The sequence below is a fragment of the Nonomuraea sp. CA-141351 genome (genome assembly GCF_050944675.1).
Taxonomy (GTDB): domain Bacteria; phylum Actinomycetota; class Actinomycetes; order Streptosporangiales; family Streptosporangiaceae; genus Nonomuraea.
The window spans coordinates 9,690,677-9,706,017 of record NZ_CP191982.1; the positions used below are offsets into that span (position 1 = coordinate 9,690,677).

The following is a 15,341-nucleotide window of genomic DNA, read 5'->3' on the forward strand; positions in this document are numbered from 1 at the left end:
ACGGAATTTCTCTTGACCTGGAGCGTGAAATGAGCGCCGATCTCATGACTGGCTCGCCGCTGGATATCGCGGAGACCTCGTTCCGCCTGCTGGCAACCGGTCCCGGCGGGCTGACGCTGGACTGTGCAGGTCTGGCACCTGATCTCCCTCAGGGCGAGGTGGGGCTGCTGGAGCTGCGGCGCCTGCTCACCAGCCGCGCCGTCGTCAACGACACCCGGGACGCCGTCTGGCGGGAGTTGGTGACTCGCTCGCGCCAGCTGGGAGCCGCTTGGACGGTCGCCGCCGTCGGCATGGCGATCCCCGCACTGCGTATGATCGCCGGCGCGCTCACTCGCCACGCGCCAACGGCAGACGTGGCGGACCTGGATACCGAGATCCTCACCGGTTACTTGCGGGCCCTTCAGCGCATCGACCTCGCCGGTCCCAACGTCCGGCCTCGGCTCTGCGGGGCGGCACAGCACGCGGGTGAGCGGGCCGTACGGGACTATGCATCGGAAGCAGGGCGGCATCTGCCGCTACACGAGTCCGCTCCGCCGCCGCGCCCGTGGGGTCATCCGGACTTGGTCCTGATCGACGCGGTGGCCAGCGGCGTACTGAGTGAACTGGACGCTGAGCTGATCGGCCTGACCCGGCTGGAGCGGATGCCGCTGCGGCAGGCCGCAGCGCGGCTCGGGCTGAGCGAGGCGGCAGCGCGTAAGCGGCGGCAGCGGTGTGAGCCGCAGCTCATTGCGGCCCTCCGATCCGGGGAAATCGGGTCAGCGCTGTCCCCGACGATCACTTCTTCCGCCCCTCGAAGGGTGGAGGACACGAGCCCCGTGCGGAGCCGGGGTCTTCCGGATGCGGAAGCGGCAACTGATCCGAAAGGAGGCAGGGACGTTGCCCCCGGCTCCGCGCGGACCTTTCCCTCCGGCAATGCCTGGGACGTTCGGCAACCCGCCACACGCCGGGCGAAGCCGTGCCGCGGCCGACGAAAGGCCCTGCGGCGCCGCATGGCAACGACTGCCGTCGTCACGGCGGTCGCCATCCTGCTCGTCGTACTCGTGGCAATGGGGGCGTTTGCCGCCGCTCCCTCCGATGCGGCCGCTCCCACCGACCTGAACACGGTCTTCACCAACATCCGGAACTGGCTGATCGGCCTGCTGGCGACGCTGGCCACGCTGATGCTGACCGTCGGCGGACTGCGATATCTGGTTGCCGGCGGAGACCCGGGCGAGGTCCAGAAGGCCAAAGCGGCATTGAAGGCTGCTGCCTTCGGCTACGGACTGGCCGTCCTCGCGCCGATCTTCGTGAACGTGCTCAAGAGCGTCGTGGGCGGGTGAGCACGATGCCGCAAATCCTGACGCCTTTCAGTCGGCGGACGGCAGTCATTGCCGTTACCGCAGCGGCAACGCTCCACACGATCGCGTCGGCTGCCACTGCCTCTCCGACGCCAACCCCCACCCCCACTGCGGGCACGGGCAGCCTGCCGTTTCCTGCGATGCCAGAGCCTGGTGGTCTCGGCCTCAACTTCGGCGATTGGATCGTCGGCCAGATCAATCACTGGTTCGCCGAGCTCGTGGCCATGTCCATCCAGCCGCTCCTCGAATTGCTGGCGGCCACGCTCCTTGCCACGCCGAACATCTCCGGAGACAGCCGCGTGTTTGACCTGTGGAAGGCGACTGCGGCAATTGCCAACGCCTCCTTCGTTCTCCTCCTCACCATCGGCGCGATTACCGCCATGGGATACGAGACCGTCCAGACGCGGTACGCAGCCAAGGAGGTCCTGCCGCGGCTCGCCATAGCCTTCCTCGCGACAAACACGAGCTTCCTCGTCTGCGGCAAGGCCATCGAGTTGGCCGATGCCCTCTCACAAACGATCCTCGGCCAGGACTTCGACCGGCAGCGGGCCGCGACCACCCTGCGATCGATGCTCCTCCCGAGCAGCACTATGTCGATCTTCTACAACCTGCTCGCCCTAGTCGGCATCATCCTCCTCATCCTGCTATTGATCACCTTCATCAAGCGCGCCGCCCTGGTGATCCTCCTCGTCGTCGCAGCTCCACTCGCACTGGCATGCCACGCATTGCCGCACACCGACGGCTTCGCGCGCTTCTGGTGGCGCGCGTTCGCCGGGTTGCTGATCATCCAGATCGCCCAATCGCTCACGTTGGTCCTGGCCGTACGGATCTTCTTCAACCAAGACGGCCGCCTGCTCCTCGGCGTGGCTCCAACCGGGCAACTCATCAACCTGATGCTCGCCCTCTGCTTGCTGCTCATCCTCGTCCGGATACCCGGCTGGATCTCGCGCCGCATCTTTGCCCAAGTCGGTAGCAGCAACAGCACGATCGTCCGGATCTTCAAGTACGCCCTGGCGTACAAGTTCACCTCACCCGTCCTGAACGCCCTTCACCTCGGCAGGGGCAGACGCAGTGGCAAGCCTTCCGCTGCCGCCAAGGGAGTGGTGGCCTCCACGCTGGTCGGCAAGGTGCTGCCTGCCGTTGCCGGTGGTCCTGCCGGTGCGGCTGCCACCACTGCCGCAACCGCTGCCGCAGCGGCGCACGGCGGGCCGGGACCGGTCAAGCATGCGCCGGTGGGCGCGCGACGCCCGGTCAGTGCCTCGGACTGGTTGCCCGCGCCGATCAAACATGCCCCCACGGCTCCCGGCGTTCAGGGCAAATATCGACCCACGCCGAAACCGTCGGAGCCGATCCCCCGCAACACGCCGGTGTACGGCTACCCGCGCGAGGTCTACTACGCCAACGGCCCGGCAGGGCTGGCTCAGATGTATCGGCTTCGCGCCCAGGGAACGACTTCACCTCCGCCTCCCAGGAGAGCGATCGAACCACCGCCCATCCCGGCGCGGAACGTCAATCCCATCGTCCGGCCTGACGCTCCCATCCCTGGCACTCCCGAATGGCCGGAAAACCCCGGCCGATCCCGCCGTACGCCGCCACGCGGCCGACGCAAAGGCGGTGAAAAGCGATGAGCTGGGTGCAGCCGGTCCGTATCCCTGCCGACGTCGAGCAAGAAGACAAGATCCTTGCCAACTTCACAGCCCGCCAGGTCGTCATTCTCGGTGGCACCGGCGCCCTCCTCTATGTCACCTACCTCGCTCTCGGGGATCAGGTCTCGCTCGTGGTCTTCACCGCGGCAGCTCTGCCGGTCGTGGTCCTCGGGATCGTACTGGCCGTCGGCAGGCGTGACGGCGTCTCCCTGGACCGGTACCTCCTGGCAGCGGTCCGTCACCAGCGCTCTCCCAAGCTTCTGGTCTCCACCCCCGAGGACGTCCCCGCCGCGCCTGCCTGGATGGCCGTCCGCCCCGGCCCGCGACCAGCGCAACTTCGCATCCCAGCGCGTGGCGTATCCGTCAACGGTCTGGTCGATCTCGGTGCGGACGGAGTCGTGGCCATCGCCGAGGTCTCCACGGTCAGCTTCGCCCTCCGCACCCCGGACGAGCAGGACGTGCTCGTGGCGGTGTTCGGCCGGTGGCTCAACTCCTTGTCGGGGCCTGCGCAGATCCTGGTCCGCGCGGAACGTGTCGACCTCACTCAAACCATCACTGAACTGGAAGACAACGCCCGCCGACTGCCCCATACTGCGCTGACCGCCGCCGCGCGCGAGCACGCGGCCTTCCTCGCGAACATCTCGGCACGTCACGACCTTCTGCGCCGCCAGGTCCTGCTGATCATCCGCGAACCGTCCGTCGGCGCCAACGGCCACGACGCAGCGGCGGCCCGTGCCCTGCGCCGCCTCGACGAGGCCTCTCGGGTGCTGTCCGCGTGCGGGCTCACGGTCCGCCTGCTGGACGGCCCGGCCACACACGCCCTGCTGATGTCCTGCTTCGACCCCACCGCCCCGCCCCTCGTCGACACCGATCTCGCCCAGCCCGGCGAGGTCATCACGAAAGGAGAGCGCTGGTGAGACTTCTCCGGCGCCAGAGCCCCGCACCGACGGGGTTCGGCCCCGAATCCGTCGAGGTTCAACCCCGCAATCTGCGGATCGGCGATGGCGTGTGCGCCACCTTCGCCGTCACCGGATATCCGCGTGAAGTTGCCCCCGGCTGGCTGGAACCCCTGCTCACTTACCCCGGCCGCCTCGACGTCTCCCTCCACGTCGACCCCGTCCCTTCCTTGGTGGCCTCCGATCGGCTCCGCAAGCAACTCGCCCGGCTGGAGTCCGGCCTGCGCAGCGACCAGCAACACGGCCGGCTGCTGGACCCGGGCGCGGAAGCGGCCGCGGAGGATGCCCAGGACCTGGCTTCCCGGATCGCCCGTGGCCAGGCCAAGCTGTTCCGTGCCTCGATCTATCTCACTGTGCACGCCGCCACGCAGGAGGAGCTCGACGACGCCTGCGCCCAGGTCCGCGCACTGGCCGCCTCGCTCCTGCTGGACGCCCGGCAGGTCGCCTTCCGGCAGCTCCAAGGCTGGGTGTCGAGCCTGCCGCTGGCCTACGACAACCTGGCCATGCTCCGTACCTTCGACACACCTGCTCTCGCGGCGGCCTTCCCCTTCACCTCACCCGACCTGACCGCCGAGCTGGGCCCCACCACGGTCCTGTACGGCGCGAACGCCGCAAGCGCCTCCTTAGTCGCCTGGGACCGCTTCGCCCAGCCCAACCACAACTCCACGATCATCGCCAGCAGCGGAGCCGGGAAGTCCTACCTCGCCAAGCTGGAGGCCTTGCGGTCCCTCTACCGCGGCGTCGAGGTCGCGGTCATCGACCCCGAGGACGAGTACGCCCGGCTGTGCAGCGCGGTCGGCGGTGCCTACCTCCATCTGGGCGCGCCGAAGGTCCGGCTCAATCCCTTCGACCTGCCGCCGCGCGTCCAACGCGGCGAGGACCCGCTCACACGACGATCGCTGTTCCTGCACACGCTGATCGCGGTCATGCTCGGCGGCCCGCTCGACAAGGCCGCCAAGGCCGCACTCGACCGCGCCATCATCGCCGCGTACAAGCAAGCTGGCATCACCTTCGACCAGCGCACCTGGAAGCGCCGCCCACCGCTCATGCGCGACCTCGCCACGGTGCTGGCCAAGGACCCCGATCCCAAGGCCAAGGAGGTCGCCGCCGGCCTCGCCCCATACGTGACGGGCAGCCACCGCCAGCTCTTCGACGGCCACACCACCACCCGTCCCGACTCCCATCTGATCGTCTTCTCCCTCAGAGATCTCCCAGAAGAGCTCAAAGCCGTAGGTACGCTCCTCACTCTGGACGCGGTCTGGAGGCGCGTCTCCGACCCGCACAACCGGCGCCCTCGCCTGATCGTGGTCGACGAGGCGTGGCTGCTGATGAAGGACCCGGAGGGCGCCAAGTTCCTGCTCCGGATGGCCAAGGCAGCACGTAAGCACTGGGCCGGCCTCTCCGTGGTCACCCAGGACGCCGGGGACCTGCTCAGCTCCGACCTCGGCCAGGCGATCATCGCCAACTCCACCACACAGATCCTGCTCCGCCAGGCACCCCAGGCCATCGAGGCAGTCGCCGAGGCCTTCCGCCTCTCTGACGGTGAGCGCCAACTGCTGTTGTCCGCGGACCGAGGGTTCGGGCTTCTGGCTGCCGATTCAGGAGCTGCTCGGGTGGCCTTCCAAGTGCTGGCGAGCGAACAGGAGCACCGTCTCGTGACCTCGTCTCCTCAGGAGATCTCCGCATACGAGGAGGACGAACTCTGATGCTCTACGACCTCCTCACCAACCCGGACCCGTACCTGGACTGGCTGACCGCACATCTCCGGCAACTCGCCGCCCTCACCCTGGCCGCTCAAGTCGGCTTCATCACGCTCAGATTCCTGCTCGTACGGCTCCGCCACCGCCATCTCGCCAAGAATGCGCGGTGCGTGGAGATCCTCGCCCCGCCGATCGCCGACATGCCCGGAGCCGAGGCACTCTGGGGCAACCTGGTCGGCCTGCTGCGCCCGGCATGGAAGCGGCTGCTGTTCGGCCAACCGCACCTGGCCTTCGAGTACGTCTTCGGGGCCGACGGAGTGCGGATCCGGCTCTGGGTGCCCGGTGTCCTCCCTCAGTACCTTGTTGAGCACGCGATCGAAGCAGCCTGGCCATCGGCGCGCACTGCCGTACAGACAGCCTCTCCCCCTGTGCCGCTCACCGGGTTGGCAACCGGTGGACGTTTCATGATCGCCCGCAGCGAGCGACTGCCACTGCGCCACAACCATGACCGCGACCCGCTCCGCGCGCTGGTCGGTGCCGCAGTGGGCATGCCTCCCTGGCAGCATGCGGTGGTTCAGGTCCTGGCCCGCCCGGCCACTGGGCACCGTCTCGCCCACTTCCTCAACAGTGGCCCTATCCGGTTGGTACGAGCCGCGCTCGACCTGGTCGCCCCTGTCCCTACCGGCCACACAGGTCCAAAGGACCATGCGATCCGGCTCGAGGAAGCAGCCGAGGCACGTGCCATCCGCGACAAGGCCCATCGCCCGCGCTATGAAATAGCCATCCGTTACGCCGTACAGGCTGACGGATGTGGCGAGGCCCGCGCCGGCGCGATCCAGGGACGCGCACACGCCATAGCGTCAGCCTTTGCCCTGTTCTCCGGATACAACAGGCTCGAACGGCACCGACTGCTGCTGCCCGCTCGGTGGCTGGCGTCCCGGCGTCTCGGCCGCGGATTCCTGGTGTCGATCCCCGAGCTGGCCGCACTCGCACACCTGCCCCTGGACATCGCAGTGCCCGGCCTCCGCCGGGCCCGGGCCAACACGGTCGCGCCCACTCCTCAGATCTCCCGCAGTGGCAAGGTCCTCGGATTCTCCGACGCGGGCCACGAACGGCCCGTCGCGCTCCGGGTGCACGACTCCTGCCACCACGTCCACGTCCTCGGGCCGAACGGCACCGGCAAGTCGACGCTACTGGCGCAGATGATCCTCTCAGACATTGAAGCCGGTCACGGTGTGGCCGTCATCGAGGCCAAAGGCGACCTGGTCACCGATCTGCTCGGGCTCATCCCCGAGAACGCCGGAAACCGAGTCGTCTTGATCGACCCGGACGACCGGCACTCCCGGCCCGCCCTCAACGTCCTATCCGGCACGGACCGAGAGACGTGCGTGGACAACCTCGTCGGCATCTTCCACAAGATCTACGCCGACTATTGGGGGCCGCGAACCGACGACATCCTGCGCGGTTGCGCCCTCACCCTGGCACACAACGACGGGACACTCGCCGACATCCCTGCACTGCTCACCGACCCGCCGTACCGCCGCCAGTTGGTCGAGCGCCTGAACGACGGCTTCCTGCTGGGCTTCTGGCACTGGTACGAGCACCTGTCGGAGCCAGCCCAAGCCCACGTCACCGCTCCAATTATGAACAAACTCCGTGCCTTCATGCTCCGCCCGTTCGTCCGCGACATCCTCGGCAACGAGCAATCCACCTTCGACGTCGGCGACGTCCTGGACGGCGGCATCCTGCTGGCCCGCCTCCCCAAGGGCGTCCTCGGTGACGACACCGCCCGGCTACTGGGCTCCTTGCTGCTGGCCCAGGTCTGGCAGGCCGCCTCCAAACGGGCGCGCCTCGGCAAGTCCCGCGCACCCGCCGCTCTGTACGTGGACGAGACCCAGAACTTCCTCAACCTTCCCCACGCCCTGTCCGACATGCTCGCCGAAGCCCGCGCCTACCGGCTGTCGATGGTGCTTGCGCACCAGCACCTCGCCCAGCTGCCGGCCAGACTGCGCCAGGCGATCAGCTCCGACGCCCGCAACAAGATCTACTTCTCCCTCTCGCCGGATGACGCCCGCGAGGTCGAACGCCACTTCACCCCCCACTTGACCGCCCACGACCTGGCCAGCCTGGACGCCTTCCAAGCCGCCGCCCGCCTGGTCGTCCGCTCCGCAGAAGCACCGCCCTTCACCCTGCGAACCCGCCCCCTCCCCGAACCCAACCCCGACCTCGCAGCACGGATCCGCGCCGCCGCCTCCCAAGCCCATGGCCGCGTCCCCGCCACCACCTCTCCCCCACCCGAAGACGACCCTCGAAGGAGAACATGAATGAACGAGCGCTACACCCCCGGCGTCCTCGCCTCCCTGGCCACCAAACTGACCAACCGCGACCGCCACCTGCTTCGCCTGGTCTGGACCCACAAGGTCCTGACCTCCCACCAGCTCTTCCAACTCTGCTTCGAGCACCCCTCCACCGCCCGCCACCGCCTCATCGCCCTGCATCATCTCGGAGTCCTGGACCGCTTCCGCCCCAGGCCCCCGACTGGCTCCGCACCCTGGCACTACGTCCTCGGCGAATCCGGCGCCACCGTGCTCGCTCAGGAGGACGGCATCGACATGGCCGCCTTCGGCTACCGACGCGACAGAGCCCTGTCCATCGCGTACAGCCAACGCCTGGCCCACACGGTCGGGGTCAACCAGGTCTTCGCCACCTTGTACGGCACCGCCCGCAGGACGACCGGCTGTTCCCTGGACACCTGGTGGACCGAAACCCGCTGCGCCGCCACCTGGGGCAAACACGTCCGCCCCGACGCGTACGGCCGCTGGCGGGAGAACCGCCTCACGCTGGACTTCTTCCTCGAATACGACACCGGGACCGAGACGCTGGACCGGGTCATCGCCAAGTTGTCCGGCTATGCCGCCCTCTCGACCGCCACCAGGATCGTCACACCGGTCCTGTTCCTCACCAGTACGCCCCGCCGCGAGAAGTCCCTCCACAGCAGACTCCAGCTCCGGGCCGCGCAACTTGGGGTGCCCGCCGCAACGGCTGTCGGCGACATCCGAGGCGAGCGCTGGCTGCCGCACGACCGGCAGGACATCCGGCTGCGCTTGATCGAGCTGGCAAGCCACTGGCAGCACCTCGGCCTGGTAGCGACGGAGGTTCCAGGTTGATCATCGAGACGGGAGTAGTGGCCAAGGCCATCGCGATCGGCGGCGGACTCGTCTCCGGCGTGGTGGTGCTCGCCGGCATCACTGGCGGCGCCCAATACGCCGCCAGCTCATCAGACAAGGCCAAGACGGCCAGCGTTGTATGCGGCTACGCCTCCGAATCCCCTGCCCGCGAAAACAAGGGATCAAGCCGAGGATTGTCTTCGACACAGATGGCCAACGCCAAGGTCATCGTGGAGATCGCCATCAAGCTCAAGCTTCCCCGGCGAGCCGCGGAAATCGCACTCGCTACGGCTCTGCAAGAAAGCCACCTTGACAACGCCGCCGTCGGCGACCACGGGGAGTCCCTGGGTCTGTTCCAGCAGAAACCCTCAGCAGGCTGGGGAACTCGCGAACAAGTCACGACACCGAACCACGCCGCTCGCACCTTCTATGAGCGGCTGGTTCAGGTGCGTGGCTGGAAGGACATGCCGTTGACGAAAGCCGCCGCGATCGTGCAGCGGCCGAGAGAGGACCTTCGCGGCGAATATGCTAAGCACGAGCCGGTTGCAAAACGACTCGTGGCCGCTCTCTGGTCCGCGAAACCTACGCCGGCAGGCGACATCGCGAAGAACCTCGGACTGACGACTCAGGAACGGGCACGGGTACAAAGCAGCATCGAGGCTGCCGCCGGACTCGGCATTCCTCGAGAAGCGGTGGTGTTGGACGTCATGTCCGGTCTGCAGCGGAAATATGGCGCCACGAGCATGGACCCTGCCGATCTGCGTAAGCAGGCCGAGGGCATCGTCAACACCACCGCAGGGCAGCTATGCGCCGGGCTCACCATCGTCGCCGGTTCCCCTCGTGGCGCCGTGGCCGCAAGCGCCGCCCTGGCCCAACGTGGCATCCCCTACTCATGGGGTGGAGGAGGTCCGGACGGCCCCAGCTACGGCATCGGCCGCGGCGCCGGCACCAAGGGGTTCGACTGCAGCGGCCTGACCGAATATGCCTGGAGCAAGGCCGGGATCCGCATCGGCAGCACCACCTACCAGCAGATCAACGCCGGCTCCAAGATTCCTCACTCACAGATTCAGCCGGGAGATCTGGTCTTCTACGAGACCGATCCCTCTCGTTCGGGCCCCGATCATGTCGGTCTTGCAATAAGCAACACCGAGATGGTGAATGCGCCATATACCGGCGCCGTCGTCCGTATCGATCCCATCGCCCGGCGAGGCTACATCGGCGCCGTACGGCCAGGATGACTGCCAATTCACGCCTCTGTGGCTTGTCCGACCACTACGTGGTGAATCTCCCCTGGAAAAGACAGCGGCGTGGTGTTTTTGAAGGACAGGCGAATGGCCGCCCGGCAGCAGGCCCGCCTGGCCGAACTTGTCCGGTACTCGCGCACCCGCTCGCCCTACTACCGCCACCTGTACCGCGGGCTCCCGGCTGAGGTGAGCGATCCGGCCTTGCTTGCGAACACGGCTGGCTGCACCTCAACGCCGATTGGGCGATCCTCGAACCCGTGGACGCCCAGTACCGGCCGATGCCGCCCGGGCAGCCGTCCCACACCGTGCTGCTGACCAACCTGGCCAACCACGTCCAGCCGATCCTGCGCTACGACCTCGGTGACGCCGTCCTCCTCCGCCCGGACGCCTGCCCATGCGGCAACCCCGGCCCGGCCCTGCGAGTCCAAGGCCGCGCCGCCGATCCCCTCACCTTCCCCCTCCCCGGTGGCGGGCCTGTCGCCCTCGCCCCGCTGCCGCTGGCCACGCTCCTGAAGGCGGTGCCCGGCCTGGAACTGTTCCAGATCGTCCAAACCGAACCGCTGTGCTGCGCGTCCGGCTGCAGGGCGTACCCGGCACCGACCCCGGCACGCTGTGGCACACGGTCCAGATCCGCATGAGGGACTGCTGGCCCGGCACGGCCTCGACCATGTCTACATCGAGCGCGCGAGCGAGCCGCCGCGGCACAGCGCCGGCGGCAAGCTGCGCACCGTAATCCCCACAGCCACCTCCGCCGCGCCCGGGCAAGGACCATTGACACCGGCTGAGCAGGCCTAACGGCCCTGGGCGCGGAAAGCAGGCAGGGAGCAGGGTGGAACAGATACCTGCTCCAGGGAGCGGAGGGATTGACATGAAACGCTCCATGAGCGCGGCGATAACAGCCGCAGCGGTGGCCACCGCCACGGCAGTCAGTGGGACCGCCCTCGCCACCGCTGACCGCCGACCGGAACCCACCGCTACCGCCGCCACATGGCAGCAGCCCCGCTGGCCGATGGCCTCCATGCGCCCGATTGTGGTCAACGACGAGGCCGACTATCTGGCCGAGATGGTGGCCCACCACCAAGAGGCGGTCCAAGCAGCCCGCCAGCTGCAGCGCTCCGGCCGAGCCGAGATGCGCGCCCTGGGGGCCTCCATCGACAAGACACAGACCGCCGAGATCGCCACCATGCAAAGCTGGCTGGCCAAGTGGTACCCGGGCCGGCCGGCCCCGGGCTACCGGCCGATGATGAGCGATCTTTCCAAGCTGTCGGGCGACGCACTGGATGGGACGTTCCTGCAGGACATGATTCCGCATCACATGGTGGCGGTGATGATGTCGCAGCAACTGCTCATGCATGGGCGCATCCAGCACCCCGAGATCGCCGACTTCGCCCGGACGGTGCGCGATGGCCAGCACACCGAGATGCTCCAGATGCAGCGCTACCTGGCCGACTGGTTCGGTACCGGTTGGCGGATGCCGTGCGGCCCATGGGGCCCAGGGGGATGGCCGGACGGCTCCACACCGTCGGCATCGTGGGGACCGGGCTCACCCTGGATGCCCGGCGGAATGATGGGCTGGTGAAGGCGCGCCCCAACACGCACCATCCGGGCGGACGACCGGCGCGCCCGCCCGGCAAACACACTCCCGTGACTTCCGAGATTTACGTCATCTCGGCAGTACACCCCCAGGTGTGACTTCCGAGATTACGAAGCGTCGTCCCGGAGCCCGCCCCACTCGGCTCCCGCCCGCCTACGACACCGTTCTGAGCAGGTACGCCGCCGCGCTGGAGTGCGCGCCGCTGTCGGCCGAGACGCCGCGCCTACCGCTCCAGGGTCCGAATGTTCCTAGCCTGACTCGCCGACCATGCGGCCATCGACACGGGTAAGCATCGGGTCGTGCTCCCCCTTGGCGGCCAGGCGCTTTTCCAGCTCGTCGGGGCTTTGAGGGGCAGCAGCTGGAGAGCCGAGGTGTGCACTGTCTGGGTGACCTGAGCCCGAAGTCGGCACCGTTCTCACCAGCATCGTCCGCGGTCAGAGCGTACGCTGGCGGTGACCGATCTCAACCTTTCTTTGGTCAGAGAGTTGAAGATGGTCAGAGGGCCGTCCCTCCGGGGCGGCCCTCGCGGCTAAGGGCGGTCGTCTCTCAGAAACGCCTGTAGGAGCGTATGTCCCGGCATCGCCTCACGCGGGCGGATGCCAACGTCGAAGAGCTCTGGCTCTTCGAAGACGGGTTCCCCGTTGGGCCGGCGAGCAAAGGCCACCCGACCGTAGTCAACACCGTCCACTTGATCGAGGCTCATCCAGGTGATCGCCTCCTGCTCACCCGCACGGAGCGGATGGTTCGAGATGGCCCGCAGCGCGATCGTGCTTGGTGGCTTGAAAATCCACACTTGTGGAACAGCCAGGACCCAGCGGGTGGCGCCGATCTCGCGTGCCTTGTCTGCTGCTCGTGTTTCGAACGCGACAGCTGTCTGCCGATCCTGGAGGTAGTCGTAGTCGCTGAGCAGAAGCAGGCGCTCCCCCTGGAGCGCGGCGATCGCGGGGCATTGGCGGGCGATGATGTTCTTTTCGAGGCGCTCGACGACGTTGAAGAGCAACGTGGCCGTCTCGTCGTTCATCGCGTCCTCCGAACCCCGCAGTCCTCCAGATCCTGTCACGACCCGGGTGGTGCGTGGCGCCGGTCGCGGCGCCACGCACTGTGGCTAGGCGTCAGGCGGCTTTGCCCAGGATGGAGCGGTTGAGCACTTTCTCCAGGGTTTGCACGGTGGTCAGGTCGAGGTCGTCGACGTCGCCGGTGATCATGCGGTGCATGTTGCGTTCGGCGCGTACGGCTCCGCGGACGATCTGGCCGTGGTGGGTGTAGGTGTTGACGGTCTGCAGGACGCCGAAGGCGGTGCCGTGCCAGGGGGCGACGCGTTCGTCCTGCGTCCAGAGGCGGGTCAGGGCCAGGCGCTTGGTTTCGGCCAGGGTACGGCCTCTCTCGCGCTCCTGCGGGAGAGGAACATGCTGGTCCAGGAAGGCGCGCCAGTGGCTGTTGGACACCTCGACCCGGCAGAGCTGCTGCACTTCGGCGGCGAAGTTATCCGCGGCCTGGTGGATGATCCCGAGGGCGTCGCGGACGTCGACGATGCGGGCCAGGCTCCTGCGGGAGTGCCGGATCTTCACGCGCCTGGCGTTGGCGGAGGCCAGGGCTGCGGACAGGGTGTTGTCGCAGACGATCAGTTGGGCGCCGGTCTGGTAAGTCGAGGACAGGGAACCGTCCAGGGAAGTGGCTGCCGACAGGAACGGGCGGAAGGCGACGCCCTCTGGAGTGGTGCAGGTGTCGGGCAGCTCGACCTGGACCCAGGCCAGCGCGCCGCCGCGGAGAAGGCCGGCCGAGCCGATGGCCAGGTCATCGTCCAGGATCGTTTCGATGTGATCGACGAGCCAACGGTTGTATTCGTGGATTTGGAAGCCCTGTTTGAAGATCCCCAGGATCTGACCGGTGTCGGGGCGGATGATCGTCTTACGGGTGGGGTCAGTCAGCCGTGTGACGCCGTCCTCGGTCAGGTAGCTGGTCTCTACGGTGCCTTCAACCGGCTGCCAGTGGAAGAGGCGGCGTTTGACGTCGGCGACGGGGATGGGGCCGGGGTAGTGGTTGGGTTCGTCACCCTGGTGGCTGGCGCGGTAGTGCCAGGCGGTGCCGCGCTTGGCGGTGAACCCGATGAGCGTGTTCTGGTTCAGCCAGGTCAGGCTTTCGCGGGACATGAAGACCTCCGTTTGTGTTTCGGGCATGCCGAAGGCGCCCCGGGCGCTGGTGGGCGGCCCGGGGCGGCGATTGGTGTGGGTCAGGCGGGCTCGCCGTGCCAGAGGCGCAGGGCGAGCTGGGTGTCGTCTCGGGTAGGGCGGGGGGCGGCGCGCAGGTCGGCCAGGGTCCAGGCCAGGCGCAGCATCCGGGTCAAGGTGCTGGGAGTCAACGCTCCGGCGCGTAGCCGGCTTTCGAGCGGGTCGAGGGCGTCGGGGTCGAGGCGGTAGCTGGTGCGCAGCTCCCAGGCCGAGACCTGGGCGTTGGTCCGCCACGGGGTTCCGGCCAGCCGGTGGGCGGTACGGGCGCGGGCGGCGGCCACCCGGTCAGCCACGGCGCTGCTCGGTCCCCCCGATGCGGCGTTCCGATCGAGGGGTTCGATGGGTGCGGTGATCTCGATCCGGTCGCGCAGTCCGGTGAGCCGGTGGAGGTAGCGGTGCCGCTCCACTGGACCGCATCGACACGAACTGGCGCCGCCACAGGCGCAGGGTGAGCTGGCCAGTAGGAGTTGGAAGCGGGCGGGCAGCCGGGGGATGCCGTCCCAGTCGGCGAGGATGATCTCGCCGGTGTCCAGGGGATGGCGCAGACCGTCCAGGATGCTGCGGGCGTATTCCGGGGCCTGGTCGAGGAACAGCACGCCCGCGTGCGCGAGTGACACGGCTCCGGGGCGGAGTCGGCCGGTGGCGCGGCGGCCGAAGATCGCGGCGGCGGTGTCGGTGTAGTGCGGTGCGCACAGCGGCGGCCGACGACTATGGCGCGGGGTTTCGGTCAGCGCGTAGATCTCAGTGACCTCAGCCAAGTCGGCGTCATCGAGCTGGGGCAGGATGCCGGGCAGGCGTTCGGCCAGCATCGTGGCCGGGCCGTCCCCGATCAGCAGCAGGTGATGCCCACCAGCCGCGCAGACCTCCAAGGCATGGCGCGCGGCGTGGTTCCCCGGCAGGTCGGCCAAATCAAGCGACAGCACCTGCCCCGCCTCCGGCGGGTTGGTCACGGTGGCCAGTGCGCCGCTGTTGAGCCGGTCGACCAGTTCAGTCAGCGACTCGGCCGCGATGACCGCGCAGCGCGTGTTGTCTTCGCTGGCGTTGCCGAGCGGGATGGCGACGCTGCGAATGCCGGAGGTGACCAGAGCCTGGACGGCGCAGGACAGACCACCGACCTGCCGGATGCTGCCGTCCAGGCCCAGCTCGCCAAGGAACGCGGTGTTCGTCAGCCGCTCCGTGGGGATCGTGCCGTCGGCGGCCAGGATGGCCACCGCGATCGCGAGGTCCAGGCTGGAGCCGTAGGCGGGTATGCCGGATGGCAGCACGGTGACGGTGACCTGTTGGTCCGGCCAGGCGAGGCCGCTGTTGAGGATGGCGGCGCGGACCCGGTCCCGGACCGCGGCCGCCGTGCCGTCAGGCAGGCCCGCCAGCTGGAAGCCACCCTGGCCTGCCGATAGGCGGGCCTCGATGCGGACCAGGTGCCCGGACAGGCCGATCACGACGGCGGACGACGTTGCGGCGAATGCCAT

Annotated in this window: 12 protein-coding genes; 9 read left to right on the forward strand and 3 right to left on the reverse strand. The window is 68.2% G+C overall.

Annotation, left to right across the window (positions count from 1 at the left end; translation table 11 throughout):
* Nucleotides 1–29 precede the first annotated feature (29 nt).
* From ACQPWU_RS45420 to ACQPWU_RS45460, 9 genes are all read left to right on the forward strand, one after another.
* On the forward strand, nt 30–1,319 hold the full coding sequence (locus tag ACQPWU_RS45420; protein ID WP_433431992.1) for a hypothetical protein: 1,290 nt from the start codon (nt 30–32) through the stop codon (nt 1,317–1,319).
* Between the two features lie 5 nt (nt 1,320–1,324).
* Nucleotides 1,325–2,965: a conjugal transfer protein TrbL family protein gene (locus ACQPWU_RS45425; RefSeq protein WP_433431993.1), complete on the forward strand. Its 1,641-nt coding sequence runs from the start codon at nt 1,325–1,327 to the stop codon at nt 2,963–2,965.
* Nucleotides 2,962–3,900, forward strand: a complete 939-nt coding sequence (locus tag ACQPWU_RS45430) for a PrgI family protein (RefSeq protein WP_433431995.1) — start codon at nt 2,962–2,964, stop codon at nt 3,898–3,900. The genes ACQPWU_RS45425 and ACQPWU_RS45430 overlap by 4 nt, the downstream gene beginning before the upstream one ends.
* On the forward strand, nt 3,897–5,645 hold the full coding sequence (locus tag ACQPWU_RS45435) for a VirB4 family type IV secretion system protein (protein ID WP_433431997.1): 1,749 nt from the start codon (nt 3,897–3,899) through the stop codon (nt 5,643–5,645). The genes ACQPWU_RS45430 and ACQPWU_RS45435 overlap by 4 nt, the downstream gene beginning before the upstream one ends.
* Nucleotides 5,645–7,963 carry a type IV secretory system conjugative DNA transfer family protein gene (locus ACQPWU_RS45440; RefSeq protein ID WP_433431998.1) on the forward strand — a complete coding sequence of 773 codons (2,319 nt, stop codon included), beginning with the start codon at nt 5,645–5,647 and terminating at the stop codon, nt 7,961–7,963. The genes ACQPWU_RS45435 and ACQPWU_RS45440 overlap by 1 nt, the downstream gene beginning before the upstream one ends.
* Nucleotides 7,964–8,806, forward strand: a complete 843-nt coding sequence (locus tag ACQPWU_RS45445; RefSeq protein WP_433432001.1) for a replication-relaxation family protein — start codon at nt 7,964–7,966, stop codon at nt 8,804–8,806. It abuts the gene before it with no gap.
* Nucleotides 8,803–10,044: a C40 family peptidase gene (locus ACQPWU_RS45450; RefSeq protein WP_433432003.1), complete on the forward strand. Its 1,242-nt coding sequence runs from the start codon at nt 8,803–8,805 to the stop codon at nt 10,042–10,044. Before ACQPWU_RS45445 ends, ACQPWU_RS45450 begins: the two co-directional genes overlap by 4 nt.
* Nucleotides 10,045–10,307: 263 nt before the next feature.
* Nucleotides 10,308–10,688 (forward strand): hypothetical protein, encoded by a 381-nt coding sequence (locus ACQPWU_RS45455; protein WP_433432005.1) that lies wholly within the window; start codon nt 10,308–10,310, stop codon nt 10,686–10,688.
* Nucleotides 10,689–10,930: 242 nt separating this feature from the next.
* The gene (locus tag ACQPWU_RS45460) at nt 10,931–11,629 is read left to right on the forward strand and encodes a DUF305 domain-containing protein (protein WP_433432007.1); all 699 of its coding nucleotides are present in this window, start codon (nt 10,931–10,933) and stop codon (nt 11,627–11,629) included.
* A gap of 544 nt (nt 11,630–12,173) precedes the next feature.
* Here the strand turns inward: ACQPWU_RS45460 and ACQPWU_RS45465 are convergent.
* From ACQPWU_RS45465 to ACQPWU_RS45475, 3 genes are all read right to left on the reverse strand, one after another.
* Nucleotides 12,174–12,665, reverse strand: a complete 492-nt coding sequence (locus tag ACQPWU_RS45465) for a hypothetical protein (protein WP_433432009.1) — start codon at nt 12,663–12,665, stop codon at nt 12,174–12,176.
* Nucleotides 12,666–12,756: 91 nt separating this feature from the next.
* Entirely contained in the window at nt 12,757–13,794 is a 1,038-nt protein-coding gene (locus ACQPWU_RS45470) for a DUF932 domain-containing protein (RefSeq protein ID WP_433432011.1), read from the reverse strand.
* Nucleotides 13,795–13,874: 80 nt separating this feature from the next.
* Complete coding sequence (locus tag ACQPWU_RS45475; RefSeq protein WP_433432012.1) at nt 13,875–15,341, reverse strand: ATP-binding protein; 1,467 nt, start codon at nt 15,339–15,341, stop codon at nt 13,875–13,877.